This window comes from Brevundimonas sp. GW821-FHT02A10, assembly GCF_059422025.1.
This window is the reverse complement of the sequence record NZ_JBWKWC010000005.1, coordinates 65,459-90,765: the sequence shown is the minus strand read 5'-3', so window position 1 is coordinate 90,765 and position 25,307 is coordinate 65,459. Positions and strand designations below refer to the sequence as shown.

Sequence of the window (25,307 nt, the reverse complement as noted above, 5' to 3'; positions counted from 1 at the left end):
CTTCAAGCCCTTGTGTCCGCTAACGTTCTCGCCGGGCTTGGCGAGAGGGCAGGCCGCGACCCGACAAGGTCCCGGACAAGCGCGAGCATAAGGAACGCGCCGCCAGCGGCGGGGTTGTCTTGCACTCAAATCCCGGAGCTTCCTCATGATTTCATCGATCGCCTATGGCGCAAAGTCCGCCGGTTCAAAACTCGAACGCATGGAGATCGAACGCGAGGAGCCGAAGGACAACGAGATCCAGATCGAGGTGCTCTACGCCGGCGTCTGTCACTCCGACATCCACCAGGTGAAGAACGAGTGGAAGAACACCCTCTATCCCTGCATCCCGGGCCATGAGGTCGTCGGCAGGGTGACGAAGACGGCGACAGGCGGGCGGTTCAAGGAGGGCGACATCGTCGGGGTCGGCTGCATGATCGACAGCTGCCGCCAGTGCGCGCCGTGCCAGTGCGGCGATCAGAACTACTGCGAGGGCCACAACGGCTGGCTCGCCACCTACAACGGGCCGATGGTCCCGGCCGGCATGACCGACGACGGGATCAACACCTACGGCCGCGACAACACCTTCGGGGGTTATTCGGACACGCTGGTGGTGGCCGAGGACTTCGTGCTGTCGATTCCGGAAAAGCTCGACATCAAGGCCGCCGCGCCGATCCTGTGCGCGGGGGTCACCGTCTATTCGCCGATGAAGCACTGGGGCGTGAAGGCCGGAGACAAGGTCGGGGTGCTGGGGCTCGGCGGCCTCGGCCATATGGCGGTGAAGATCGCCAAGGCCCTGGGCGCCGAGGTCACCGTCTTCACTTCCACGCCGGAGAAGATCGAAGAGGCGAAAAAGATCGGCGCCGATGCGGCCTTCATCGAGACGGACAAGACCGCGCTCGCCCCTCTGACCGCCAGCTTCGACCTGATCCTGTCGACCGTGCCGGACAAGCATGAGGTGACGGGCATGCTGAAGCTGCTGAAGCGAGACAGGACCCTTGTCGTGGTCGGCAACCTCGACGTCATCGACGGCGTCGACAACTCCCAGATGGCCTTCCACCGTCAGGGTATCGCCGGCTCCCTGATCGGCAACCTGGCCGACACGCAGGAGATCCTCGACCTCTGCGCCGAGCATGGCATCGCGCCCGAGACCGAGCTGATCGACATCAAGAACGTCAATGAGGGCTATACGAAGGTCGAGAACGGCGAGAGCCGGTTCCGCTGCGTCATCGACATGAGCACCCTGTCCTGACCCCAGCGGCCGCCCCCTTTGCGGGGCGGCCGCTGATTCTTGCCGGTCCGGCTGGCGTCCGCTGGCATGTCCGCCTCACGACAATGGAACCAACGGCGTTCGCCGAAGTTTCTTCGGCAACTCAAACACTTCCCGGACAATCTCGATGATCAAGATCTTGCTTGCGGCAAGCGCCTTCGCCTGCCTGCTCGCCGGCGCCGCCTCGGCCCAGACGTTCGAATACAGCTGGACGCCCGCCGGCACTGTAGCCCCCGCGCCATCCGCTCCGACCTTCCTGATGTTCTCCGGCGCCGGCGATCTCTATGAAATCCAGTCGAGCCAGCTCGTGCTCCAGACCACGCAGAACCCCGAGATTCGCCGGTTCGCGCAGATGATGGTCGAGCACCACACGAAGACGACGCAGGACGCCGCCGCTGCGGCGATGCGCGCCGGTATCACCCCGCCGACGCCCATGCTCGACGCGCCGAAGATGGCGATGCTGGCGTCCTTGCAACGGTACGACGGCGTGGAGCGAGACCGTCTGTACCTGGCCCAGCAGATGATGGCCCACAAGGAAGCGCTGGGCCTGATGAAGACCTATGCCGAGACTGGCGACACACCGGAACTCAAGGCCGCGGCCCAGGCCACGGTCATGATCGTTCAGAGCCATCTGTCGATGGTCGAGCGCCTGATGCGCTGAGCGCCGACGCGCCACCTTCCCCTTTTTCTGATCAGAGACTTTCCATGAAATCGACGCTCACCCTGCTGGCGACCTCGGTCGCCCTCGCCGCCACTCTCACTGCCTGCGCCCCCGGCATGGGAATGGGCATGAAGCCCTCCGCTCCGCCGCCCAGCGCCATGGCTCCCATGGGCATGACCGCCCGGCCCGATGCCGATATGCAGGCCGTGATCGATGCCCAGTCGGCGCTCGGCGCCAAACCCATCGAGACCCTGACCGTCGAACAGGCGCGCACCCAGCCGTCGCCCGCCGACGCCGTCAACCGCGTCAAGATGATGACGGGGATGTCGACCCTGCCAGACGCCAGCGTCACGACCGTTGACCTGACCTATCCGACCGGCGGAACGACCCAGCCGGTTCGGGTCTACAAGCCCGCGGGAGCCACCGGCGCCAACCTGCCGGTCGTCGTCTACTATCACGGCGGCGGCTGGGTGATCGCCAACCTCGACGTCTATGACGCCACGCCGCGATCGATGGCCAAAAGCCTGAACGCGATCGTGGTCTCGGTCGAATACCGCAAGGGACCCGAGAACAAGTTCCCGGCCTTCTACGAGGACGCCAACAACGCCTGGAAGTGGGTGCAGGAGAACGCCGCCTCCTGGGGTGGTGATCCGAAGAACATCGCCATTGCCGGTGAAAGCGCCGGCGGCAACCTGGCCCTGAACGTCGCCATTGCGGCGCGCGACGGCGGCTGGACCCAACCCAAGGCCATTCTCGCGGTCTATCCCATCGCCGACGCCAACCCGCAGCTGCCGTCCAAGATGGAAAACATGGCCAGCCTGCCCCTGCGCACGCCCACGCTCGGCTGGTTCGGTCAGTATGCGCTGCGCAGCCCGGCCGATCACAACGATCCGCGCTACAACCTCGTCGCCGCTGACCTGCATGGTCTCGCGCCGGTCACCATCGTCAACGCCCAGATCGATCCGCTGCGCTCGGATGGCGAGACCCTGATGATGTCGCTGCGTCGCGCCGGCGTTCCCGTCGAACGCCGCGTCTGGGACGGCGCGACCCACGAGTTCTTCTCGATGGCCGATGTCGTCGCCGACGCCCGTGAGGCCCAGAGCTGGTCGTTCGGTCGCCTGCGAATGGCCCTGCGCTAGGACCTGGGGACTACCGCCCGGGATGGGAGCCGCCATATGTCGAGGATGAAGCTGTTCACTGTCGGATATGAAGGCGCCACCCAGGCGGAGGTCATCGGCCGGCTGAAGTCGGCCGGGGTCGAAACCCTGGTCGACGTCCGCGCCGTTGCGGCCTCGCGGCGCGCAGGCTTTTCCAAGACGATCCTGTCGACGAGCCTCGCGGCCGAAGGGATCGGCTACCGGCATATGCGGGCGCTGGGCACGCCGAAGTCCGGCCGTGACGCCGCCCGCAAAGGACGTGTCGCGGAAATGCGCGCCATTTTCGTGGATCACCTCGCAGAACCCGCTGCCCAGCTCCAGTTGGCGGAGTTGCAGGCCTTGGCCTCGGAGACGTCGGTCGCCCTTCTATGTTTTGAAGCCGACCATGCCGGATGCCACCGGGCGGTTCTGGCCGAGCGGCTGGCGACGCGCGACGGCTTTGAGATCGTCAACCTGTAAGGCCGCCTCCAGGGGGCTGCCTTGCCATGCGATCTTTCTGCCGCGCTGTCTCCGTTCGTGACCGGCTCGCACGGATGGTCTAGCGTGCGGACCGTATTCGAAAAAAGGTTCGTGAATGGCGCTGGTCAAGACGACAGCATTGTCAGGTCAGGGCGGCGGACGCACGCCAAAGGCTTCGCCCCCGACGCCCCGGCGGACGTCGACGACGATCACCGGGAGCGGCCAGACCGCCGTCGAACGCGTCGCCGCCGCGACCCAGGAACTTTCCGGCGGCATCGCGGAGGCCGCGAGCGCCGCAGAAGAGCTGCGTCGCGCCCTTGAACAAATCGCAGGCGGCGCCGAAGAGGCCGCTGGAGCAGCGCACGAGTCTCTCGCCTCCGTCGCCAGCCTCGGGGAGGCTTTCGGAGAGGCCCGAACTCGCGCCGAAAACGCGCGCTCGCGCACCGAAGCCCTGCAGACAGCGATCACCGAAAGCGTGGTGCAGGTCGAAGGCTCGATCGCGTCGGTGAGGTCGACGGCCGAGCGGCAACTCGCTGCGGTCGCCGCCATCTCGGCCCTTGAAGAGCATGCCGGCGCGATCGGGGAGATCACCCGGGCCGTAGCCGACATCTCGGACCGCACCAGTCTTCTTGCGCTGAACGCCGCCATCGAAGCCGCGCGCGCCGGCGACAACGGACGCGGGTTCGCCGTGGTCGCCGACGAAGTGCGGGCGCTGGCGGAGACGGCGGAAACTCGGGCTCGCGACGTTCAGAGCCTGGCCGACACCATCGCCTCCGAGGTCCAGACCATCGCGACACGCGTCAAGGCGGCCGCTGAAGCCGCCGCCGAAGGAGCCGCGTCCGCCGACAAGGTCTCTACCGACCTGCAGTCCGTTCGGCAGGAGGCGGGAGAGATGTCCCGCGACGCCGGGACAGTCCTTTCCTCCGCCGTCGAGGCCGACATCGCGCTGCGCGAAGCCCAGAAAGGCGCCGAAAGCGTCGCCTCCGCCGCCGAGGAACAGGCCGCGGCCGCCGGCGAAGCCCAGCGCGCCGTCCAGCAGCAGACCGTCTCTCTGGAACAGAGCCAGCAAACCTCCGAAGAACTGGCCCGGTTGAGCGAGGTCCTGCAGGGCGAGACCGGCGCCGCCGCCGCCGAACAGGTCAGCGTGTCCGCCGAGGAACTCTCGGCCGCCGTGCAACAGCTTTCCGGCGCGGCGACCGAAATCCTCGCCGCCGTCGACCAGATCAGTCGCGGCGCCCAGATCCAGGCCAGCGCGACCCAGCAGGCCACGACGGCGATGAGCCAGATCGAACGGTCGGCCGAGGTCGCGCGTGACGTCGCCGAACGTTCCCTGTCCCGCACCTCCGAAACCCGGACCCGCGTCGCTGACAGCCGCGCCGCCGTCGCCGCCCTGTCCGCCGGGGTCGCCCACGGCCTGACCGAAACCACCGAGGTGATCGCCCTGCTCGGCGGCCTTGAGACGCTCGGCCGCCGGATCGACAAGATCGTCGACGGCATCGCCCTGCTGGCCGTCCAGACCACGATGCTGGCCGTCAGCGGATCGGTCGAGGCCGCCCGCGCCGGGGACGCCGGGCGAGGCTTCGCCGTGGTCAGCTCCGACATTCGCGGGCTGGCCCGGGACGCGGGCGAGAACGCAGACCAGGTCAAGGATCGCGTCTGGCTCATTCAGGCCCAGACCCTCGCGTCACGGCGGGAGCTGGAGACCATCGTCGCCAGCGCGGGCGCGGAGGTCGTGCGCAATCGCATGATCGACGAACGTCTGGCGGAGGTGGAGAGCGATCTTTCCAACATTCGCGACGGCTCCGAAGCGATCCTGGACGGATCCCGCACGATCCTGACGACCGTCAATGAGGTGCTGGCCGGGACCCGTCAGATCGCCGCCGCGGCCGAGGAAGCCTCCGGCGCCGGCGTCCAGGCGGCGGCCGCCGCCCGCCAGCAGGCCCAGAGCGCGGAAGACCTCGCGGTGGCGATCGAGGAGATCGCCTCTCTCGCGGACGCGCTGAAAACCGGCACGGCATGAGCGCGCGCGAGGCCGCCACGGATGCGGCATCCATCCCTGTGCTGAGGTTCCGGGTGGATGGCGTGACCATGGCGGCGCCCTCGGCGATCGTCAGCGAGGTCGCTCGCGACCTCGCGATCACCCGTGTGCCCCATGCGCCTGCCTGCGTGGACGGGGTGACCAGCGCGCGCGGCGCCGTGCTGCCGGTGATTTCGGCGGCGCGGCTTCTGGAACGGGCGGAGACGCCAGTGACGGCTGCCAGCCGTTTCATCGTGATGGATCTCGAACGCCCCCTCGCCCTCAAGGTCGACGCGGTCATCGGCCTGGGCGAGATGGAAACGTCCGGGCACAGCCCGGCCTCGGTCTTCGTCGCCGAGGGCGAGGCGATCCGGGTGGTGGATCTGGACGCCGCACTTCTGGCGGCCTTCGGAACCGCAAGGACCGGGGGCGCGTCAATCCTTCCGCTCGCAGCCGGGCCGACGCCAGAGGTCACCGAACAGGTCGAAGCGACGACGCAGATCCTGACCTTCACCGTCGCCGGGCAGACCCACGGCCTGCGGATCGACGCCGTGGTCGAGGTGATCAACACGCCGCAAGGCATCGCCCCCCTGCCGCATGGAGAGCGCGCCGATCTCGGCGTGATCCCCTATCGGCGCGGCGTTCTGCCGGTCGTCGACCTCGCAGGTCTGATGGGACTGGCCACGCCCACGGCAGCCGGAAAATTGGTCGTCGTGCGGATCGGCGCCGCCCTGGCGGGGTTACGGGTCGACAGCCTGCAGGTCGTTTTGCGAATTCCGGACAGTGCCATCGGCTCCGCCCCCGCCCTGCTCAATCGCGGTGGCGGCGAAGCGGCCATCGAGGCGCTTGCGCGTGTCGGATCAGGTCGGGTCGTCAGCCTTCTGTCGCCCGAACGCCTGTTCCGGCCCGAGGCGCTCGAACAGATCATGGCCGATGGCCGACAGGAGCTCGAGACGGTGACCGTGGATACGACGCAGGACACGGAAACCTTCCTGATCTTCCAGCTGGGCGGAGAAACCTACGGCCTGCCCATCGCCGACATCGACGAGGTCGTGACGGCGCCCGAAACACTCACGCGGGTTCCCAACGCCCCGGCCTTCATCGAGGGCGTGATGGACCTGCGCGGCCGCGTCGTCCCGGTGATCGATCAGGGTAAGCGTTTCGGCGCAGACCGCGCGACCACAGGCGTCCGCAAGGTGATCGTCACGGCGGCGGGCGCACTCCAGGCCGGGTTTATCGTCGACGCCGTCGCCGGCATCCGGGCCATACCGCGGTCCGATCTGGCCCCGGCGTCCGAGCTGCTGGCCGACGACCGCGCGATCTTCGACCGGGTGGCCCGCAATTCCGACGGGACGGTGATCCTGATCGCCTCGGCCCGGACCCTGCTGGACCAGGCCGAGGCGGACGTCCTGACGGCCCTTTCCGCGGAGCTCGGCTCCCCCGCGTGATCAAGCTTCTGGTCGTTGACGATTCCGCCCTGATGCGTCGTCTGCTCGCGGACGTCTTTGGAAGGGACGACGGTTTCGAACTCGCCTTCGCCCGCGACGGCGTCGAGGCGCTGGAAAGGCTCGAGACTTTCCGCCCCGACGTCATCACCCTGGACATCAACATGCCGGGCCTGAACGGGCTGGAGACGCTGGACCGCATCATGCTCCAGCGCCCCTGCCCCGTGGTCATGCTGTCCGCCCTGACGACCGAGGGCGCCGAAGAGACGCTCGAGGCCCTGACCCTCGGCGCCGTCGATTTCGTCGCCAAGCCCACCGGGGCGGTATCGATGAAGATCGACGCCCTCGCTGATGAGCTGATCGAAACGGTGCGCTCCGCGGCCTCGGCGAAGGTCCGTCGCACGCATCGTCTGGCCGAGCGGGTCCGGATGAAGACGCAAGGCTTGGCGCGCTCCCCCATCGCCTCAACGCGCCAGACGCGCGAGCCTTTAGACGCGCCGTCTGGCGGTGATCTGCCCGGGCTGGTCGTGATCGGCGCCTCGACCGGCGGCCCGCCCGCGCTGGATGCGGTTCTCGGCGCCCTGCCCGAGGATTTCCCCTGGCCGGTCGTGATCGCCCAGCACATGCCCGCAAGCTTCACCGGCTCGCTGGCGCGTCGGCTGGATGGCTTTTGTCGCCTGCGCGTGGTCGAGGCGGCGCAGGCGACGCGTCTGGAGCCCGGTCTGGTCGTCGTGGCCCGCGGCGACGCCGACATGATCCTGTCGCGACGCGCCGGCGGCATCGTCGCCCTCCCCGCGCCCCAGGACGAACGCCGGCGTTGGCATCCCAGCGTCGATCGGCTCGTCGAAAGCGCGCGGCAAGTCATGCCGGCCGAGCGGCTCGCCGGGGTGCTCCTCACCGGCATGGGCAATGACGGCGCGACCGCCCTGGCCGCCCTGCAGGCCGACGGGGGCTGGACTATCGCGGAATCCGAACAGACTGCCGTCGTCTGGGGCATGCCAGGGGAGCTGGTTCGGGCGGGCGGCGCGACCGTCATCGCAGACCTCGGCGACATCGGCGCCCATCTGGCCGCAGCGGTTCGTGCGCGATGAGCCGGGGCACGCCGGGCATGGCGGATTTCCACCTGACCGCCGAGAGCCTGGAGCGGATCTGCGACTTCCTCTATCGCCGCACCGGCATGATCTTCGGCGAGAAGAAGCGCTATTACATCGAGCGGCGGGTGGCCGACCGAATGAAGGCGAACGGGACGGAGTCCTTCACCTTCTACTTCGGGCTTCTGCGTGCGGATCCGGCCGAGGGCGAAGCCCTGATCAACGCCTTCACGGTCAATGAGACCTACTTCTACCGCGAAGACCACCAGCTGAAATGTCTCTCGGAAAACCTGCTGCCGGAACTGATCCGCGGCAAGGCGCCGGGCTACAGGATCCGCATCTGGTCCAACCCCTGCTCCAGTGGCGAGGAGCCCTATTCCATCGCCCTGTGGCTGCTGGAGAACTGGCGGCTGGTGGACGCCTATAATGTCGAGATCGTCGGCTCCGACATCGACAGCCACGCCCTGGCGGCGGCGGCGGCCGGAGAATACGGTGACCGCGCGCTGTCACGGCTGCCGACCGCGGTGCTCGAAGGCTATTTCGAGCCGACGCGTCATCACCGGCGCCAGATCATCGACGACCTCCGGGAATCGGTCAGCCTGTCCCCCGCCAATCTGATCGACCGGGCCTCTATGGCCGACCACGGCCGGTTCGAGGTGATCTTCTGCCGCAACGTGCTGATCTATTTCGACGACGAATCCCGCAAGATCGCCGTGGGCCATCTGTTCGACGCCCTGGTCCCCGGGGGTTTCCTTTGCCTCGGACATACGGAATCCATGAGCCGGATTTCCGATGCCTTCGAGCTCCGGCGCTTCCCGGATGCGATGGTCTATCAAAGGCCAGTGTGATGGACGAACTGCTCGAACAGTTCCTGATCGAAGGCCCTGAACTGGCGCAACGCGCGGGCCAGGATTTGCTGGCGCTTGAGCGGACGCCTGACGACGCCGCCCTGATCGACAGCGCCTTTCGCGCCATTCACACCCTGAAGGGATCGGTCGGTCTTTTCGATCTGGCCCCCATGGCGCGAGTTCTTCATTCGTCCGAGGATGTGCTGGACGCGGTTCGCAAGGGCCGGCTCGCGGCGACCGGCGATCTGATCGACCTGCTTCTGGCTGTCGTCGACCGCACCGAGAGTTGGCTGGAGGAGCTTCGCCTCGAGGGTGCATTGGCCGCCGCCGCCGATAAGGACGCCGATCGTCTCGTAGCGCGGCTCACCGAAAACCTCGGCGGGGCCGACGACCGGGCGACGACAAAGGCCGCGTCGGATTTCGACTGGGTGGAAGCGCTCAGGCTGCGCCATCCAGACGCCCGGGGACGACTGACGGCCGTCCGTTATCGCCCGGACACCCAGGCCTTCTTCCGGGGCGACGATCCCCTGGCCATCGCCCGCGCGGTCCCGGACCTGCGCGCCCTGGAGGTTTCGACGGATCGTGCGGACCTGTCGCCCGACTACGATCCCTTCCTCTGCAGGCTGGCGTTTGAGTTGCTGTCCGGGGCTGCCCCTGAACAGGTCGCGGAGGCCTTCCGGTTGGTGAAGGACCAGGCGGATATCGTCCTGTCGACAGATCATGAGACTGTCGAAAGCGCACCGGCCGCTGTCCCATCCGACAAGACGAGCACAGCTTCGAGCAGCTTGCGGGTCGATGGACGCCAGATCGACGCCCTCGCCGATCAGGCGGATCAGCTCGTCATCGCCAAGAACGCCCTGCTGGGCCTGGCCGACCCGGACGGCGAACTGGCGCGGGTTCAGGCCATGATCGACCGGCTGACGACCGATCTGCACCGCAGCGTGATGCGCCTTCGCATGACCCCCCTGTCGCCGGTCCTGCGTCGGCTCGAACGGCAGGCGCGCCAACTCGCGGCCGAACTCGGAAAGGCCGTGGACATCGAGGTCAGGGGCCATGCGGTCGAGGCGGACAAAGGGGTAGTCGACGGCCTGTACGAGCCCCTGCTCCATCTCGTGCGGAACGCGCTCGATCACGGCGTCGAGGACACGGCCAAACGGCTGGTCGCCGGCAAGAGCGGTCGGGCCACCCTGTCCCTCCGCGCGCGTGTCGACGGTGACGAGGTGGAGGTCGAGGTGCGTGACGATGGCCGCGGCATGGACCCGGCGCGCCTGCGCGACGCCGCCAGGTCGCGAGGCCTCGGCGACCGCATCGATCTCGATGCCCTGAGCGACCAAGCGGCCATCGAACTCATCTTCACTCCCGGCTTCTCCACGGCGTCCAGCGTCAGCTCCGTCTCCGGACGCGGCGTCGGGATGGACGCCGTGCGGGAAGCCGTCACCGGACTGGGCGGCCGCATTGCGATCGACAGTACGCCGGGCCATGGCTCCGTCGTCACGCTGCGGCTGCCGCTGACAGTGGTGATGACGCGGGTTTTGATCGTCGAGGCGCGCGGCGAGCGGTTCGGTCTGTTGCTTTCCGAAGTTCAGGAAACCCTTCGCATAGGCGCCGAAGAGATCACGCCCGCTCGGTTGGGGGCCGCGATCGTCGTCCGGGAGACCGTGCTCCCCTATGTGCGTCTGGGTGATCTGGTGTCCGCGGGCGTTCCGTCGCCCGACGGTGGGCTGACGGTCCTGATTGTCGAGGGCGCGGAGGGTCGCCTCGCCCTGGGTGTCGACGCTGTTCAGGCCCGGCTGGACGTGGTGCTCAAGCCTCTGGCCGGCCTGCTGGCCACGGTTCCGGGTGCGACCGGCACCACCCTGCTCGGCGATGGAAAACTGTTGCTGATCCTCGACGTAAAGGCGCTCGTCCGATGAGCGTCACCATAGACTCCGACCGGATCATCATCGCAGGTGTGGCGCGGGTCGAGGACGCCGAGCCTCTGGCGAACGCCCTGATCGCATCACCGGACCAGACGATCGATCTGTCGGCCTGCACCGATCTTCACGGGGCCGTCCTGCAGGTCCTTCTGGTCTTCTCGCCGAAGGTCGCCGGTTGTGTCGGGAACCGGTCTCTTGAGACGTGGTTGGCGCCGATTCTATCGCCAAAGTTTCAAGCCAAACCCGAGACTTGACGGGACAGACCGCATAGCGACGCTTATAAGATGATAAAACCGACCATCCCGGGACCAGGGAAGTAACCGCGTATGACCACCCTTCTCATCGTCGACGACAGCAAGCTGGCCCGAATTGTTCTGGGCAAGGCCGTCGCGGCCCTGCAGCCGGATTGGACCCGGGTGGAAGCCGGGAATGCGGACCAGGCCCTGGCCCAGATCGCAGACGGCGCGGTGGACCTCGCCATTCTCGACTTCAACATGCCGGGCCGGAACGGGCTGGATCTGGCCGAAGAGCTTCGGGCGGCCCACCCGGCGATGCCGATCGCCCTGGCGACCGCCAACGTCCAGGACGAGATCATCGCGCGGGCCCGCGACGCCGACGTCTCCTTCATCGCCAAGCCGGTGACCGAGGACAGTGTCCGGGGCTTCCTGTCGGGCGCGGCCCTCAAGCTCCGGTCGACCAGGGCGTGACCCAGACCGGGGGATATCTGGACGAGCTTGAGCAGGACGCCCTGACCGAACTGGTCAATATCGGCGTCAGCCGCGCGGCGGCGAGCCTGCGCAAGATGATCGGCCATCAGGTCCTGCTCTCGGTGCCGGCTCTCGAGATCGTCAGCCGAACGGTCGCCGCGACCCTGATCCGTGAACGTGAGGGCGGGGATCTGGTCGCCGTCCGCCAGGACTTCGAAGGCGCCTTCTCGGGCCGCGCCCTGCTCATCTTCCCCGAGGCCAACAGCCTGGCCCTCGTCCGTGCCGTGACCGGCGACGAGCTGGACGAGGCCGGCGTGCTTGAGATGGAGGACGAAGCCCTGTCCGAGACCGGCAATGTGGTCCTCTACGGCTGCCTCGCAACCATGGCCAATATGCTGAAACGGCCCCTGGAAATGTCCCTGCCGGCCGTCATCCGCGGTGATGGCCAGGTTCTGTTCGAACTGTCCGATACCGACCCGACCAGCACGACCGGGGTGGTCCTGTTCCTTTACATCAACTTCTCGGTCAGCGGCCGCGACATCCGCGGCTATATCGCCATGTTGATGGACCTGCCCTCGATCGAGGCTCTCAAGGTGCTGATCGCCGAGTTCCTCGAGCGTATCGTCGGCGCCGATGCCTCCTGAGTTTTCGCTGACGCCCGAAGGGCGGCGGTCCCTTGAGGGCGCCAGCGGCGCCTGGGACTGGGACATCGCCGGAGACCGCCTGCGCGCCGACGCCCGGTTTGCCGAGCTGTACGGTCTTGATCGCGATACGGCCCGCGATGGCATGCCGACCGCGACCTTCTTTTCCGCGATCGACGAGGCGGACCGGATGCGGGTCCGGATCTCCGTCGCCGGTGTGCTGCACGGCGCGGAGGTGTTCGCCCGCGAATACCGGCTGCGGCATCCCGACGGCGGTATTCGGTGGGTGCTGGCCAAAGGCGGCCTGACTCTGGATGAATCCGGCGCGCCCGCGCGTTTCACCGGTGTGCTCAGCGACATCACCGAACAAAAGCGCGTCCAGCAACAGCTCCGCATCGCGCAAACCGCGGGCGGCGTCGGCAGTTTCGAATATGTCAGCGGCTTTGGCACGGCGACCGTCTCGGAGCAGTTCTGCAACCTGCTCGGCCTGCTTCCAGCCGACGCCCTGCCCGTCCGCACGATCAATGCCGTCGTGGCGCCGGGCGAGCCGCCGATCATCCTCGGCGCGGATACCGCGCCCGAGCAGCAGTCGGCCTATTCGGAATTCCTTATCCAGCGCGCCGATACCGGAGCCGAGCGCTGGCTCGCGCGGCGCGGCGAGCTGATCCGCGACGGCGGTCCGCTGGGCGTCCGCTTCGTCGGCGTGATCTATGACGTCACGGACGCCAAACAGGCCGAAGCTCGTTTGCGGGAGCTGGCGGCGACCCTGGAACAAAGAGTCGAGGCCCGGACCCAGGAACGCGACCGCGTCTGGGCCCTGTCGCGAGACCTTCTCGTCGTCGCCGACCGCTCCGGCCTGCTGCGCGCCGCCAACCCGGCCTGGAGCCGCCTTCTGGGACACGAAAGCGGCGATCTCGAAGGCAAGGTCTTCGACGCCCTGATCCATCCCGACGACCGGGCCGGTCTGCGCCGGATGATCGAAGGTCTCGGGGACCAGGGGCCGGTCGAGAGCTTCGAAAGCCGGGTGTGCGACGCGGACGGCGGCTATCGCTGGATCGACTGGAGCGGCGCCGGTCAGGACGACGAGCTCTTCCTCACCGGACGGGACATCAGTCAGCGCAAACAGCTCGAGGAACAGCTCCGCCAGAGCCAGAAGATGGAAGCGGTCGGCCAACTGACCGGCGGTCTGGCCCACGACTTCAACAATATGCTGACCGGCGTCATCGGCAGCCTCGACATCATGCGGCGTCGGATCGCCGACGGACGAACCCAGGACCTCAGCCGCTTCATGGATGCGGCCTCGACATCCGCCGAGCGCGCCGCCGGCCTGACGCACCGTCTTCTCGCCTTCTCCCGGCAGCAGTCGCTCGACACGAGGGCTGTAGACGTCAACGACCTGGTCGGGTCGATGGAGGATCTGCTCACGCGAACGCTCGGCGAGCAGACCCGCCTGCAGGTCCGCCTCGATGCGACGACCTGGCCGGCGTGGAGCGACGCCAACCAGCTCGAAAGCGCGATCCTTAACCTGGCGATCAATGCGCGCGACGCCATGCCGCGCGGCGGAGCCCTGACCCTTGAGACGTCCAACGTCGCCTTTGTCGCGGATACGGATCTCGGCCTTGCAGCGGGCGACTATGTTCGTATCCGCGTCGAGGACACCGGCGAGGGCATTCCTTCGGATGTGATCGACCGGGTCTTCGATCCGTTCTTCACCACCAAGCCGATCGGACAGGGGACGGGTTTGGGCCTGTCGATGATCTACGGCTTCATGCGCCAGGCGGGCGGCAGCGTCTCGATCGCCAGTGAGCCGGGCGCCGGGACGACCATCGACCTCTATCTGCCGCGCGCGGCTTCGGTTTCGGCCGTCGAGGACGATCACGCGGCTCCCACGCCCCGCGGCCAGGGCGAGACGATCCTCGTCGTCGAGGACGATCCGTCGGTGCGCCTTCTGGTCCTGGATGTCCTCACGGAGATCGGCTACGCGCCGCTGGAAGCCTCGGAGGCGGAAAGCGCCCTGGCGCAGTTGCGTGCCCAACATGTCGATCTGCTCGTCACCGATGTGGGCCTGCCCGGGCTGAACGGCCGGCAGCTGGCGGACATGGCGCTCAAGCTCCAGCCGCATCTGCGCGTGCTGTTCATGACCGGCTATGCGGAACAGGCCACCGATCGCGGCGCCTTCCTCGGTCCCGAAATGTCGATGATCACCAAACCCTTCACCATCGACACACTCGCCGGCCGGATCCGCGAATTGATGAGCGCCCTTCCCGCCGCCTAGCCGTCTCTTGGGGCTGAAATCCAGATTCCAGCTCTATTCATCTACCGCCTTCCGGCCACGTGCCGATGACATCTGGCGATGTACACGCTGGATGCGTTGTCATCCGGATCGCGACGTCCAAAAATGCCAACCGGTTCGTACGAACATTGTTTCCGCGAGCAGAAGTTCGGAACCGCCGCGTTCAGCCCTTACCGGACGTACGCCTAAGCCAAATCGGGTAGCTCAATAGATGATAATTTTTCCATCTAAAACGGTCGAGTTATCAGCTTTTAGCTACGAAGTTGGCTTGTAGGCGGTTGACTAATATTGCAAATGTATACGCTCCCCCCCACTTCGCTCATCGATACTCAATAAGCCTAAGCTCTTAATCAGCGGGTCGTAGGTTCGAACCCTACATCACCCACCATCGTCCTCTCATTTTCCTGACATGACGACGGCGCTTCCCCTCACGGGACAGGTCCGACCTCGTCTGGTCGGCGGTCATCGACGCCCCTCCGTAGCCTTCTGACATCAACGGAAACATCTCCCCGGACGACGCGACGGAAGAATCGACACAGTCTTTGTGCCAGTCTGCGACGGAAGCTTGGCGGAGCGCCGTTCAAGGGTATCAAAGTCTGCATCGCCCGGTCGTCCTCCCCTTTGGCGGCCCCGGATGCGTGGGATAGTCACGGGAGTTACGACATGGCGCGCGGCGATGGTGATACCGCCCCCAATCCTCATCCGGTTGACCGCGTGGTCGGTCGCAGGGTGGCCGAAAAGCGTGTGGCCCTGGGATACAATCAGGGCGACCTCGGCCGGGCTCTGGGCCTGACCTTCCAGCAGATCCAGAAATACGAGAAGGGGACCAACCGGATCTCCGCCTCCAAGCTGTGGATGATCAGCCAGTTCTTCGGGGTCGATATCAGCTACTTCTTCGAGGGCCTGCCGCGCGAGACGGCGGAAGGCGAGCCCGAGACCCTGACGCCTACGCCCAACCTCGACTATCCGCCGACGCGGATGACGCTGGAAATGTCCGCCCTGGCCCCGCAACTCACGAGCCGCCGCCAGAAGATCGCGCTCGAGATGATCCGCGAGATGCTCAACACGGCGCCCCCCGAGAGCTGAGACCTCGCGGTTTCAGGCCTGACATTCGCAACCCCGCGAACCATGCGAGATCGGGGCATGACCGATCCCGTTCCCCACTATCAGGCCCGGACCCTCGACCTAATCCGGCGCGCTATCGTCGAGCCGGATCAGGAGACGCGGGCGGATCTGCTGCGTCAGGCCGCATACTGGCTGGACCTGTCCAGGCGCGCTGTTAAGGCCAAGCTTCACTAGCCGACGCCCCTCTTCTCATCAGCTCAAAAAAGGGCCGTGCGATCACGCACGGCCCTGAAAGGTTTTGGGAGGGAAACGCCCGGGAGGGGCGTGCGCCGTGGCGCATCCCTCATCTAGCCACGCGACGAGGCGGTACGAAGGCGGCTTTGTTGCAGATCGGCGACGCCGGTCAGCGGCTTGCCGTATTTCCGGCGGCTTCCACTATCCGGGCCCGCGGCGCGCCGGGTCCCCGAACGAAGACCGTGAACTCCCGGACGGTCCAGGACCGGTCGGACGGGCTCTGTCCTCCCGCCGGGGCCTCGACGATGCGGACGCCCCGGTCGCCATGGCTCTGCCAGGCCTTGGCCACCTTCAGCGCGGTCACAGCCTCCATCGGGTCGGAGCTGGCCCGCAGACCGTTATGTTCGACGTGAACGACGTACATCATCGTCCGCAGATAACACAGTCGCAGGTTGTAGAAAGTTAATTGCAGCTATAACTTTAGCTATAATATCCGTGGTTTACGCCCGGCTCGCGAAGTCTTCGTGCGTCAGAAGAATTTGGGGATCGGACCCAGTTGCGGCGTCTGGTCAGGCAGGTCGACCTGGACCTCGTCGACATAGCACCAGCCCCAGCCCTCGGGCGGATCGTAGCCCTCGATGATCGGGTGATGGGTCGCGTGGAAATGGGCGCGGGCATGCTTGCTCGGAGAGTCGTCGCAGCAGCCGACGTGGCCACAGCGGCGGCACAGGCGCAGATGCACCCACCAGCCGCCGGTCTTCAGACATTCCTCGCAGCCGCGCGCGCTGGGCGTGACGGTCAGAATGGTAGGGGAATGGCCGCACGACAGGGTCAAGATCAGGCTCCCGGATGACGGAAGGCATCGTGCAAAGCAAAGGCGGCCCCGGTCAAGCCGGAGCCGCCTTCATGGTCTCGGAGATCAGACCTCAGGCCTTGCGGGCGTGGGTGGTCTCGCGGTTGATCCACAGGGCGATCAGGGTGCCGGCGGCGCCCGACAGCAGATAGACGCCCGCGGCGCCCAGACCGAAGTTCGAGGCCAGCAGCAGGGCCGCCAGCGGAGCGAAGCCCGCGCCGAACAGCCAGGCCAGGTCCGAGGTCAGGGCCGAGGCGGTGTAGCGGTTGATGGCGGCGAAGTTGGAGGCCAGCGAGCCCGACGACTGGCCGAACGACAGGCCCAGCAGGATGAAGCCGCTCATCATGAAGACGATGCCGCCGATTTCCCCTCCGGCCAGCATCTGGGGCGCGAAGCCCGAGAAGGCGGCGATGGCGGCGGCCGTGGCGGCCAGCAGGTTGCGGCGGCCGTAGCGGTCGGCCAGCGGCCCCGACAGGATCACGCAGATCAGGCAGACGACGGCGCCGATCAGCTCGATGACCAGGAAGCGGGCCGGCGGCTCCTTGGTGTAGAGCAGCACCCACGACAGCGGGAACACGGTCACCATGTGGAACAGGGCGAAGCTGGCCAGGGGGGCGAAGGCGCCGATGACGATGTTCTTGCCCTCGGCGCGGACCGTCTGGCGGAACGGCGTCGGCTGCAGCTCACGGTCCTCATAGGATTCGATGAAGGCCGGGGTCGCCGAGATCCGCAGGCGGGCGAACAGGGCCACCACGTTGATGGCGAAGGCCACGAAGAACGGATAACGCCAGCCCCAGTCGAGGAAGTCGGCGGTCGACAGCAGGGACACGAAGAAGGCGAACAGGGCGCTGGCCAGGATCAGGCCGATCGGGGCGCCGATCTGGCCGAGCATGGCGTACCAGCCCTTCTTGCCGGCCGGGGCGTTCATGGCCAGCAGCGAGGCCAGACCTTCCCAGGTGCCGCCGAGCGCCACGCCCTGACCGATGCGCAGCAGGGCCAGCAGGACGACCGACCACAGGCCGATAGTCTCGTAACCGGGCAGGAAGGCCGTCGCCACGGTCGAGGTGCCGAGCAGCAGCAGGGCGATGGTCAGCTTGGTCCCCCGACCGAAGAAGCGGTCGATGGCGATAAAGCCCCAGGTGCCCAGCGGGCGGGCGATAAAGGCCAGGGCGAAGATGGCGAACGAATAGACTGTGCCCAGCAGCGGCCCGGCGAACGGGAAGACCAGCTGCGGGAAGACGATGACCGAGGCGATGGCGAAGACGAAGAAGTCGAAGAACTCCGACGCCCGGCCGATGACGACGCCGATGGCGATCTCGCCCGCGTCAATCTTGTCATGCGACCGCGCATTGATCTGTTTGGCGTCTCTCTCCAGGGGAGTAGAGGAGGCTCCGGTGGTGGCGCTCATCGACTGATCGCTTCCTTGTAAATTCTGGGTGTGACGCGCGACGACGAGTCACGGACTTGTGGCGCGCTTATTGGAACCCAACGCGTCAAAAGGAGATAGGGCAGATTGTCCAATGTCGTTCCCTGTCCTTCCGCACTAGAGGCCCGCACCATGCCTCCCCAGCACCCGATTCGATCCGCCGCGCGACGTGTCGCCCCGTGGATCGCCCTGCCCGCCCTCGCCCTTCTGGCGGGATGTAACGCCGTCGTCCTCGCCCCCTCGGGCGACGTCGCGGCCCAACAGCGCGATCTGCTGGTCATCTCGACCATCCTGATGCTGTTTATCATCATTCCGGTGATCGCCCTCGTCGTCATCTTCGCCTGGAAATACCGCCAGTCGAACAAGGACGCGAAGTACGAGCCGGACTGGGACCACTCCACCTATCTGGAAGTGGCCATCTGGGGCGCGCCCCTGCTGATCATCATCTGCCTTGGCGCCGTGACCTGGGCCGGCACCCACCTGCTGGACCCCTATCGTCCGCTCGACCGGATCGCCGCGGGCCGTCCCGCCGAGAAGTCCGTCAAGCCGCTGCAGGTCAATGTCGTCGCCCTCGACTGGAAATGGCTGTTCATCTACCCCGAGTACGGCATCGCCACGGTCAATGAACTGGCCGCCCCGGTCGACCGTCCGATCCAGTTCACGATCACCTCGTCCTCGGTGATGAACTCCTTCTACGTCCCCGCCCTGGCCGGCCAGATCTACGCCATGCCGGGCATGCAGACGACGCTGTACGGCGTGATCAACAAGCCGGGCGAGTACAAGGGTTTCTCGGCCAACTACTCGGGCTCGGGCTTCTCGGGCATGCGCTTCAACTTCCACGGCCTGCCCCAGGCCGGGTTCGACCAGTGGGTCGCCCAGGTGAAGTCGAGCGGCCTGGCCCTGGACCGCGACGGCTACCGCCGCCTCGAGGCCCCGAGCGAGAACGTCCCGGCCATGCGCTTCGCCCAGGTCGACAGCGGCCTGTTCAGCGCCATCGTCAACCTGTGCGTCGAGCCGGGCAAGATGTGCATGCACGAGATGGAAGCCATCGATGCGAAGGGCGGCCTCGACATGGAAAGCGCCCACAACATGCTGGCCCTGACCTATGACAAGACCGAGCGTCGCGGCGCCGTGTTCGGCCCCACGCCGACCTATGTCGCCACCCTCTGCTCCCCGACCGACCCCGAGCCGACGAACAGGACCCAGACCCGTCTGGCCTCGCTCGGTTCGCCCGCCGATCTGGCCCGCTCCGCTCCCATGATGGGCGCGGGCCTTGTCGCTCCTGCCGCCTTCAGCCCTGCAGCGCCGACGGCGCCGCGGGCCGCCTCCTGATCGGACCGCATCCCATGTCCGCCGACAAGATCATTCAATTCGTCTTCGGGCGCCTCAACATCGAGGCCCTGCCCTTCCACGAGCCCATCCTGGTGGCCACCTTCGCGGTCGTCTGCCTGGGCGGCGTCGCCCTCGTGGGCGCCATTACCTACTTCAAGCTCTGGACCTATCTCTGGAAAGAGTGGTTCACGACCGTCGATCACAAGAAGATCGGCATCATGTACATGATCCTGGGTCTGATCATGCTGCTGCGCGGCTTCGCCGACGCCATCATGATGCGCCTGCAGCAGGCCATGGCCTTCGGCGGGTCCGAGGGCTACCTCAACGCCCACCACTACGACCAGGTCTTCACCGCCCACGGCGTGATCATGATCTTCTTCGTGGCCATGCCCATGGTCACCGGCCTGATGAACTACATCGTGCCGCTGCAGATCGGCGCGCGCGACGTCTCCTTCCCGTTCCTGAACAACTTCAGCTTCTGGATGACGGCGGGCGGCGCGATCATCGTCATGATGTCGCTGTTCGTCGGCGAGTTCGCCCGCACCGGCTGGCTGGCCTATCCGCCCCTGTCGGGCCTGGCCTACAGCCCTGACGTCGGGGTCGACTACTACATCTGGGCGCTACAGGTCGCGGGGGTCGGGACATTGCTGTCCGGGGTCAATCTGATCGCGACCATCGTCAAGATGCGCGCGCCCGGCATGGGCCTGATGAAGATGCCCGTCTTCACCTGGACCGCGCTCTGCACCAACGTCCTGATCGTCGCCGCCTTCCCCGTCCTGACCGCCGTCCTCGCCCTGCTGGGCCTGGACCGCTACGTCGGCACCAACTTCTTCACGAACGACCTCGGCGGCAACCCGATGATGTACGTGAACCTGATCTGGATCTGGGGTCACCCCGAGGTCTACATCCTGATCCTGCCCGCCTTCGGCATCTTCTCGGAAGTCGTCTCCACCTTCTCGGGCAAGAAGCTCTTCGGCTACACGTCGATGGTCTACGCCACGGTCGTGATCACCATCCTGTCCTACCTGGTGTGGCTGCACCACTTCTTCACCATGGGATCGGGCGCGAGCGTCAACTCCTTCTTCGGCATCACCACCATGATCATCTCGATCCCGACGGGAGCGAAGATCTTCAACTGGCTGTTCACGATGTACCGGGGCCGCATCCGCTTCGAGCTGCCGATGATGTGGACCGTGGCCTTCATGATCACCTTCACCATCGGCGGGATGACGGGCGTGCTGCTGGCCGTGCCGCCGGCCGACTTCGTCCTGCACAACTCCCTGTTCCTGGTCGCCCACTTCCACAACGTCATCATCGGCGGCGTGCTGTTCGGCCTGTTCGCGGGGATCAATTTCTGGTGGCCCAAGGCCTTCGGTTTCAAGCTCGACGAAAAGTGGGGCAAGATCTCCTTCTGGTTCTGGGTCGTCGGCTTCTGGTTCGCCTTCATGCCGCTCTACGTCCTGGGTCTGATGGGCGTGACGCGCCGCATGCGGGTCTTCGACGACCCCTCGCTGCAAATCTGGTTCATCATCGCCGGCGTCGGCGCGGCCATGGTCGCCGTGGGCATCGCCGCCATGCTGATGCAGTTCTACGTCTCGATCCGCGACCGCGAGAAGCTGCGCGACAAGACGGGCGATCCGTGGGGCGGCCGTACGCTGGAGTGGGCCACCTCCTCGCCCCCGCCGGACTACAACTTCGCCTTCACGCCCGTGATCCATGACTCGGACGCGTGGTGGGACATGAAGAACCGCGGCTACAAGAAGCCTGTCGACGGCTACCGCGACATCCACATGCCCTCCAACACGGGCGCCGGCATCATCCTGGCCGGGCTGAGTGTCGCCTGCGCCGTGGGTCTGATCTGGTACATCTGGTGGCTGGCCGCGATCAGCTTCGTCGGCATCATCGGCTACGCCATCTTCCACACCTTCAACTACAAGCGCGACTACTACATCCCGGCTTCGGAAGTGACCGAGACCGAGGCGAAGGCCCGCGCCCTGGCCGCGGAGGCCTGATCCATGGCGAGCGCTGTGAAACCTCTCGCCCCCGGCGAGGAAGTCGTCTTCCACCTGAAGGAGGAGCCGCATCATCCGGAGGGCTCCAGCACCATGCTGGGCTTCTGGCTCTATCTGATGAGCGACTGCCTCATCTTCGCGATGCTGTTCGCCGTGTTCGGCGTGATCGGCGGCAACTACGCCGGTGGTCCGGGGCCCAAGGCCCTGTTCGAGCTGCCGCTGGTGGCCCTGAACACCGCCATGCTGCTGTTCTCGTCGATCACCTACGGCTTCGCCATGCTGGCCATGGTCCGCAAGAACGTCTCCCAGACCCTGATCTGGCTGGCGATCACCGGCGTCTTCGGCCTCTGCTTCCTGGGCATCGAACTCTATGAGTTCGCGCACCTGATCCACGAGGGCGCGACGCCGCAACGCAGCGGCTTCCTGTCGGCCTTCTTCACCCTGGTCGGCACCCACGGCCTGCACGTCACCTTCGGCCTGATCTGGCTGGTGACCCTGATGGTGCAGATCAGCTGGAAGGGCCTGATCCCCGCCAACCAGCGCCGCCTGATGTGCCTGTCGCTGTTCTGGCACTTCCTCGACGTCATCTGGATCGGCGTCTTCACCTTCGTCTACCTGATGGGGATGCTGCGATGAGCAAGGCTCCGACCAAGACCACCCCCGCCCGCAAGCCTGCCGCCCGTAAGGCCGCCGCACCCAAGGCTTCCGTCGCCGTCAGCGCCGCCGCCGTCGAACCGCAGGGCCACACCCATGCCCACGACGTCGATCATGGCCATGGCCACGACGACCACGGTCACCACGACGAGCATGCCCACGGCTCGATGCGCGACTATCTGATCGGCTTCGGCCTGTCGGTCGTGCTGACGGCCATTCCGTTCTGGCTGGTGATGTCGGGGGTGTTCGCGCCCCAGCTGACCGGCGGGATCATCATGGCCTTCGCCGTGGCCCAGATCGTGGTCCACATGATCTTCTTCCTGCACATGAACGCCAAGTCCGAGGGCGGCTGGACCATCCTGGCCCTGATCTTCACCCTCATCCTGGTGGTCATCGCCCTCACGGGTTCGCTGTGGGTCATGTACCACCTGAACACCAACATGATGCCGCACGGCATGGACATGAACCCGGCTCCCTGAGCCGGGTCGTCAGGACCAGCCGATGCCCGAAGGGCCTCACGAAACGCCGAGGAAGCCGAGGTCGACCCTGACCCTGGTCATCCTCGGCGTCTTGATTCCGGGCATGATCCTCGGGCTGCTGGCGCTCGGCGTCTGGCAGGTCGAGCGATTGCAGTGGAAGCAGGACCTGATCCGTCAGGTCGACGCCCGCGTCCACGCCGCCGCTGTCCCCGCCCCCGGTCCAGACCACTGGCCGACGATCACCCGCGACAGCGACCAGTATCGTCACGTCACCCTCCGCGGCCGTTTCGACAATGACCGCGAGACCCTGACACAGGCGGTCACCGACTATGGCCCCGGCTTCTGGGTCATGACCCCCTTCACGACCGACGCCGGCTTCACGGTTCTGGTCAATCGCGGTTATGTGCCGACGGATCGCCGCGCCCCCGACAGCCGGGCGGCGGGCCGAATCGAGGGAGAGACGACCGTTCAGGGCCTGCTGCGCATCACCGAGCCGAAAGGCGGCTTCCTGCGCGCCAACGACCCGGCGACGGACAGCTGGCGCTCGCGCGACGTGCAGGCCATCGCGGCGAAGCGCGGCCTGACCAAAGTCGCCCCCTATTTCGTCGACGCCGACGCCACGGCCAACCCCGGCGGCTGGCCGAAAGGCGGGCTGACGGTCATCCGCTTCCCCAACAGCCATCTGGTCTATGCCCTGACCTGGTTCGGTCTCGCCCTGATGCTGACGGCGGGCGGGGCCTTCCTGGCCTGGGACGAACGGCGCGTCCGCCGCGCCTTCGCAGGCGAGGTTTGACCGTGGCGGCCGAAACCCTGAGCAAGCTGGCCGGCCTCGGCGTCTGGCGCGACCGCAACGCCGACGTCGCCGCCTCGACCGGCTGGCGCAATATGCAGCTGCTGATCCAGCTGCGCTGGATCGCCGTCGCCGGCCAGATCCTCGCCATCCTGGTCGTCCATTTCGGCATGAAGATCACCCTGCCGTTGGGGCTGATCCTCGCCGCGCCCCTCGCCCTTCTGGCCTTCAACATCCTCGGCCTGCAGCGGCTGAAGCTGCATCCGCATGTGTCCGAGGGCGAGTTGGTCCTGTCCCTGCTGGTCGACGTCGCGGCCCTGACCTGGCAGCTCTATCTCAGCGGCGGCGCCGCCAACCCCTTCACCCCCCTCTATCTGCTGCAGGTCGTGCTGGCCTCGGTTCTGCTCCGACCCCTGTCGGCCTGGCTGATGGTCGGGGTGACCATGCTCTGCTCCCTGCTGCTGCTCGGCGTGCACCGCCCGCTGCTGCTGCCCGAGCGGCTTCAGGACAACGACTTCAGCCTCTATCTGCAGGGCAGCCTCGTCTGTTTCGGCCTGATCGCCTTCCTGCTGGTGGTCTTCGTGACGCGGATCAGCGGCAACCTCAGGGCCCGGGATTCCTATCTGGCCGAGATGCGTCAGCGCGAGGCCGAGGAGGACCACATCGTCCGCATGGGCCTGCTGGCCTCCGGCGCCGCCCACGAGCTGGGCACGCCCCTGTCGTCCCTGGCGGTGATCCTCGGCGACTGGCGGCGCATGCCGACCATCAAGGCCGACCCGGAGCTGTCGCAGGACATCGCCGACATGCAGGCCGAGGTCGAGCGCTGCAAATCCATCGTCACCGGCATCCTGATGTCGGCCGGCGAGGCGCGCGGTCAGGACCCGGTCGTGACCACGCCCCGCGCCCTGATCAACGACCTGATCGCCGGCTGGAAGCCGACCCGCCACGGCGTCGCCGTAACCCTGCGCGACGCGCTGGGCGAGGACGTCAATGTCGTCTCCGACCCCGCCCTGCTGCAGGTTCTGGTCAATGTGCTGGACAATGCCGCCGAGGCCGGCGCGACCGACATCGTCATCCTCGCCGGGCGGGAGGCGGACGACCTGTCCATCACCGTCAGCGACAACGGCTCGGGCTTCGCCGACGCCGTCCTCAACCGCTTCGGCCAGCCCTATCAGTCCACCAAGACCCGGCCCGGCGCCGGTCTGGGCCTCTTCCTTCTGGTCAATGTCCTGCGCAAGCTGGGCGGCGGGGTCGAGGCCCGCAACCGCAAGGACGGCGGCGCGGTGGTCGTTCTGCGATTGCCCCTGTCGGCCATCGCCCTGCCCGGAAAGGCGTCCTGATGTCGTCCGACAAGCTGCTGGTCCTCGTCGAGGACGACGAGGCCTTCGCCCGCACCCTGAAACGGTCGTTCGAGCGCCGCGACTACACCGTCGTCACCGCCGCCAACCACGATGAGCTGGTCACGGTGCTGGAGGTGCACAAGCCCGCCTATGCCGTGGTCGATCTGAAGCTGGCGGGCGGCGCCTCGGGCCTGACCTGCGTCCAGACCCTGCACGCGGCCGATCCGGCGACCACCATCGTGGTCCTGACCGGCTTCGCCAGCATCGCCACCGCCGTAGAGGCCATCAAGCTGGGCGCCTCCCATTATCTGGCCAAGCCCTCCAGCACCGATGACATCGAGGCCGCCTTCGGCAAGGTGGAGGGCGACCCCGACATGGCGCTGAGCGCCCGCCCCACCTCGATCAAGACCCTGGAGTGGGAGCGGATTCACGAGACCCTGGCCGACACCGGCTTCAACATCTCCGAGGCCGCCCGCCGTCTGGGCATGCACCGCCGCACCCTGGCCCGCAAACTGGCCAAGCGCCAGGTGACCTGAGCAGTCAAATCCGCAACGGTCGCCGGCTTTCTTAACCGTATCTCTCACCCGGCACGGGAAGGCGGTTGCCGAACGCCGGTCGCCTCCCCTAGGGGAAGATGATGC

At 66.6% G+C, this 25,307-nt stretch carries 25 protein-coding genes; 22 read left to right on the top strand and 3 right to left on the bottom strand.

The window, feature by feature from the left end; genetic code table 11:
• Positions 1 to 145: 145 nt before the first annotated feature.
• From AC07U0_RS14255 to AC07U0_RS14185, 15 genes are all read left to right on the top strand, one after another.
• Positions 146 to 1,228, top strand: coding sequence for an NAD(P)-dependent alcohol dehydrogenase (locus tag AC07U0_RS14255; protein WP_494720669.1), 1,083 nt, complete (start codon positions 146 to 148; stop codon positions 1,226 to 1,228).
• 145 nt (positions 1,229 to 1,373) lie between these two features.
• Positions 1,374 to 1,907: a DUF4142 domain-containing protein gene (locus AC07U0_RS14250; protein WP_494720668.1), complete on the top strand. Its 534-nt coding sequence runs from the start codon at positions 1,374 to 1,376 to the stop codon at positions 1,905 to 1,907.
• 44 nt (positions 1,908 to 1,951) lie between these two features.
• Complete coding sequence (locus AC07U0_RS14245) at positions 1,952 to 3,046, top strand: alpha/beta hydrolase (RefSeq protein WP_494720667.1); 1,095 nt, start codon at positions 1,952 to 1,954, stop codon at positions 3,044 to 3,046.
• Between the two features lie 45 nt (positions 3,047 to 3,091).
• A complete protein-coding gene (locus AC07U0_RS14240; RefSeq protein ID WP_494720789.1) occupies positions 3,092 to 3,523 on the top strand; it encodes a DUF488 domain-containing protein in 432 nt (143 codons plus the stop codon).
• A 115-nt stretch (positions 3,524 to 3,638) separates the two neighbouring features.
• A complete protein-coding gene (locus AC07U0_RS14235; RefSeq protein WP_494720666.1) occupies positions 3,639 to 5,543 on the top strand; it encodes a methyl-accepting chemotaxis protein in 1,905 nt (634 codons plus the stop codon).
• Positions 5,540 to 6,988, top strand: a complete 1,449-nt coding sequence (locus AC07U0_RS14230; protein WP_494720665.1) for a chemotaxis protein CheW — start codon at positions 5,540 to 5,542, stop codon at positions 6,986 to 6,988. Before AC07U0_RS14235 ends, AC07U0_RS14230 begins: the two co-directional genes overlap by 4 nt.
• Entirely contained in the window at positions 6,985 to 8,076 is a 1,092-nt protein-coding gene (gene cheB, locus AC07U0_RS14225) for a chemotaxis-specific protein-glutamate methyltransferase CheB (protein ID WP_494720664.1), read from the top strand. Before AC07U0_RS14230 ends, cheB begins: the two co-directional genes overlap by 4 nt.
• Before the next feature lie 17 nt (positions 8,077 to 8,093).
• The gene (locus AC07U0_RS14220; protein WP_494720663.1) at positions 8,094 to 8,924 is read left to right on the top strand and encodes a CheR family methyltransferase; all 831 of its coding nucleotides are present in this window, start codon (positions 8,094 to 8,096) and stop codon (positions 8,922 to 8,924) included.
• On the top strand, positions 8,924 to 10,837 hold the full coding sequence (locus tag AC07U0_RS14215; RefSeq protein ID WP_494720662.1) for a chemotaxis protein CheA: 1,914 nt from the start codon (positions 8,924 to 8,926) through the stop codon (positions 10,835 to 10,837). Before AC07U0_RS14220 ends, AC07U0_RS14215 begins: the two co-directional genes overlap by 1 nt.
• Positions 10,834 to 11,094, top strand: coding sequence for a hypothetical protein (locus AC07U0_RS14210; protein WP_494720661.1), 261 nt, complete (start codon positions 10,834 to 10,836; stop codon positions 11,092 to 11,094). Before AC07U0_RS14215 ends, AC07U0_RS14210 begins: the two co-directional genes overlap by 4 nt.
• A gap of 72 nt (positions 11,095 to 11,166) precedes the next feature.
• The gene (locus AC07U0_RS14205; RefSeq protein ID WP_494720660.1) at positions 11,167 to 11,547 is read left to right on the top strand and encodes a response regulator transcription factor; all 381 of its coding nucleotides are present in this window, start codon (positions 11,167 to 11,169) and stop codon (positions 11,545 to 11,547) included.
• Complete coding sequence (locus AC07U0_RS14200) at positions 11,544 to 12,191, top strand: chemotaxis protein CheX (protein ID WP_494720659.1); 648 nt, start codon at positions 11,544 to 11,546, stop codon at positions 12,189 to 12,191. The genes AC07U0_RS14205 and AC07U0_RS14200 overlap by 4 nt, the downstream gene beginning before the upstream one ends.
• Positions 12,181 to 14,463: a hybrid sensor histidine kinase/response regulator gene (locus AC07U0_RS14195; protein ID WP_494720658.1), complete on the top strand. Its 2,283-nt coding sequence runs from the start codon at positions 12,181 to 12,183 to the stop codon at positions 14,461 to 14,463. The genes AC07U0_RS14200 and AC07U0_RS14195 overlap by 11 nt, the downstream gene beginning before the upstream one ends.
• A 681-nt stretch (positions 14,464 to 15,144) precedes the next feature.
• Positions 15,145 to 15,567, top strand: coding sequence for a helix-turn-helix domain-containing protein (locus AC07U0_RS14190; protein ID WP_494720657.1), 423 nt, complete (start codon positions 15,145 to 15,147; stop codon positions 15,565 to 15,567).
• Between the two features lie 57 nt (positions 15,568 to 15,624).
• A complete protein-coding gene (locus AC07U0_RS14185; RefSeq protein WP_494720656.1) occupies positions 15,625 to 15,780 on the top strand; it encodes a hypothetical protein in 156 nt (51 codons plus the stop codon).
• Positions 15,781 to 15,949: 169 nt separating this feature from the next.
• Here AC07U0_RS14185 and AC07U0_RS14180 read toward each other — a convergent pair whose 3' ends face one another.
• The 3 genes from AC07U0_RS14180 to AC07U0_RS14170 all read right to left on the bottom strand — a co-directional run bounded on the left by AC07U0_RS14180 (position 15,950) and on the right by AC07U0_RS14170 (position 18,041).
• Positions 15,950 to 16,207 carry a hypothetical protein gene (locus AC07U0_RS14180; protein WP_494720655.1) on the bottom strand — a complete coding sequence of 86 codons (258 nt, stop codon included), beginning with the start codon at positions 16,205 to 16,207 and terminating at the stop codon, positions 15,950 to 15,952.
• A gap of 102 nt (positions 16,208 to 16,309) precedes the next feature.
• On the bottom strand, positions 16,310 to 16,615 hold the full coding sequence (locus tag AC07U0_RS14175) for a UBP-type zinc finger domain-containing protein (protein WP_494720654.1): 306 nt from the start codon (positions 16,613 to 16,615) through the stop codon (positions 16,310 to 16,312).
• Positions 16,616 to 16,706: 91 nt separating this feature from the next.
• The gene (locus AC07U0_RS14170) at positions 16,707 to 18,041 is read right to left on the bottom strand and encodes an MFS transporter (RefSeq protein ID WP_494720653.1); all 1,335 of its coding nucleotides are present in this window, start codon (positions 18,039 to 18,041) and stop codon (positions 16,707 to 16,709) included.
• Between the two features lie 150 nt (positions 18,042 to 18,191).
• Between AC07U0_RS14170 and cyoA the strand changes: the two genes are divergently transcribed.
• From cyoA to AC07U0_RS14135, 7 genes are read left to right on the top strand one after another with little or no spacing between them, the layout of a single operon-like run.
• Entirely contained in the window at positions 18,192 to 19,391 is a 1,200-nt protein-coding gene (cyoA, locus tag AC07U0_RS14165) for a ubiquinol oxidase subunit II (protein WP_494720652.1), read from the top strand.
• A gap of 14 nt (positions 19,392 to 19,405) precedes the next feature.
• A complete protein-coding gene (gene cyoB / locus AC07U0_RS14160; RefSeq protein WP_494720651.1) occupies positions 19,406 to 21,403 on the top strand; it encodes a cytochrome o ubiquinol oxidase subunit I in 1,998 nt (665 codons plus the stop codon).
• Between the two features lie 3 nt (positions 21,404 to 21,406).
• On the top strand, positions 21,407 to 22,039 hold the full coding sequence (cyoC, locus tag AC07U0_RS14155) for a cytochrome o ubiquinol oxidase subunit III (protein ID WP_207867910.1): 633 nt from the start codon (positions 21,407 to 21,409) through the stop codon (positions 22,037 to 22,039).
• Positions 22,036 to 22,536, top strand: coding sequence for a cytochrome o ubiquinol oxidase subunit IV (gene cyoD, locus AC07U0_RS14150; protein WP_494720650.1), 501 nt, complete (start codon positions 22,036 to 22,038; stop codon positions 22,534 to 22,536). The genes cyoC and cyoD overlap by 4 nt, the downstream gene beginning before the upstream one ends.
• Positions 22,537 to 22,558: 22 nt before the next feature.
• On the top strand, positions 22,559 to 23,329 hold the full coding sequence (locus AC07U0_RS14145) for an SURF1 family protein (protein WP_494720649.1): 771 nt from the start codon (positions 22,559 to 22,561) through the stop codon (positions 23,327 to 23,329).
• A gap of 2 nt (positions 23,330 to 23,331) precedes the next feature.
• The gene (locus AC07U0_RS14140) at positions 23,332 to 24,666 is read left to right on the top strand and encodes an ATP-binding protein (RefSeq protein WP_494720648.1); all 1,335 of its coding nucleotides are present in this window, start codon (positions 23,332 to 23,334) and stop codon (positions 24,664 to 24,666) included.
• Positions 24,666 to 25,202, top strand: a complete 537-nt coding sequence (locus AC07U0_RS14135) for a response regulator transcription factor (RefSeq protein WP_492947483.1) — start codon at positions 24,666 to 24,668, stop codon at positions 25,200 to 25,202. Before AC07U0_RS14140 ends, AC07U0_RS14135 begins: the two co-directional genes overlap by 1 nt.
• The last annotated feature ends 105 nt before the right edge of the window (positions 25,203 to 25,307 follow it).

Bases quoted from the DNA above. Each gene is read 5' to 3' on its own strand.
- AC07U0_RS14170 (WP_494720653.1), bottom strand. From the start codon at position 18,041: ATGAGCGCCACCACCGGAGCCTCCTCTACTCCCCTGGAGAGAGACGCC.
- cyoD (WP_494720650.1), top strand. From the start codon at position 22,036: ATGAGCAAGGCTCCGACCAAGACCACCCCCGCCCGCAAGCCTGCCGCC.
- AC07U0_RS14210 (WP_494720661.1), top strand. From the start codon at position 10,834: ATGAGCGTCACCATAGACTCCGACCGGATCATCATCGCAGGTGTGGCG.
- cyoC (WP_207867910.1), top strand. From the start codon at position 21,407: ATGGCGAGCGCTGTGAAACCTCTCGCCCCCGGCGAGGAAGTCGTCTTC.
- AC07U0_RS14255 (WP_494720669.1), top strand. From the start codon at position 146: ATGATTTCATCGATCGCCTATGGCGCAAAGTCCGCCGGTTCAAAACTC.
- AC07U0_RS14195 (WP_494720658.1), top strand. From the start codon at position 12,181: ATGCCTCCTGAGTTTTCGCTGACGCCCGAAGGGCGGCGGTCCCTTGAG.
- AC07U0_RS14190 (WP_494720657.1), top strand. From the start codon at position 15,145: ATGGCGCGCGGCGATGGTGATACCGCCCCCAATCCTCATCCGGTTGAC.
- AC07U0_RS14245 (WP_494720667.1), top strand. From the start codon at position 1,952: ATGAAATCGACGCTCACCCTGCTGGCGACCTCGGTCGCCCTCGCCGCC.
- AC07U0_RS14145 (WP_494720649.1), top strand. From the start codon at position 22,559: ATGCCCGAAGGGCCTCACGAAACGCCGAGGAAGCCGAGGTCGACCCTG.
- AC07U0_RS14205 (WP_494720660.1), top strand. From the start codon at position 11,167: ATGACCACCCTTCTCATCGTCGACGACAGCAAGCTGGCCCGAATTGTT.
- AC07U0_RS14230 (WP_494720665.1), top strand. From the start codon at position 5,540: ATGAGCGCGCGCGAGGCCGCCACGGATGCGGCATCCATCCCTGTGCTG.
- AC07U0_RS14185 (WP_494720656.1), top strand. From the start codon at position 15,625: ATGACCGATCCCGTTCCCCACTATCAGGCCCGGACCCTCGACCTAATC.
- AC07U0_RS14135 (WP_492947483.1), top strand. From the start codon at position 24,666: ATGTCGTCCGACAAGCTGCTGGTCCTCGTCGAGGACGACGAGGCCTTC.
- AC07U0_RS14220 (WP_494720663.1), top strand. From the start codon at position 8,094: ATGGCGGATTTCCACCTGACCGCCGAGAGCCTGGAGCGGATCTGCGAC.
- AC07U0_RS14215 (WP_494720662.1), top strand. From the start codon at position 8,924: ATGGACGAACTGCTCGAACAGTTCCTGATCGAAGGCCCTGAACTGGCG.
- cyoB (WP_494720651.1), top strand. From the start codon at position 19,406: ATGTCCGCCGACAAGATCATTCAATTCGTCTTCGGGCGCCTCAACATC.
- AC07U0_RS14250 (WP_494720668.1), top strand. From the start codon at position 1,374: ATGATCAAGATCTTGCTTGCGGCAAGCGCCTTCGCCTGCCTGCTCGCC.
- AC07U0_RS14235 (WP_494720666.1), top strand. From the start codon at position 3,639: ATGGCGCTGGTCAAGACGACAGCATTGTCAGGTCAGGGCGGCGGACGC.
- AC07U0_RS14180 (WP_494720655.1), bottom strand. From the start codon at position 16,207: ATGATGTACGTCGTTCACGTCGAACATAACGGTCTGCGGGCCAGCTCC.
- AC07U0_RS14240 (WP_494720789.1), top strand. From the start codon at position 3,092: ATGAAGCTGTTCACTGTCGGATATGAAGGCGCCACCCAGGCGGAGGTC.
- cyoA (WP_494720652.1), top strand. From the start codon at position 18,192: ATGCCTCCCCAGCACCCGATTCGATCCGCCGCGCGACGTGTCGCCCCG.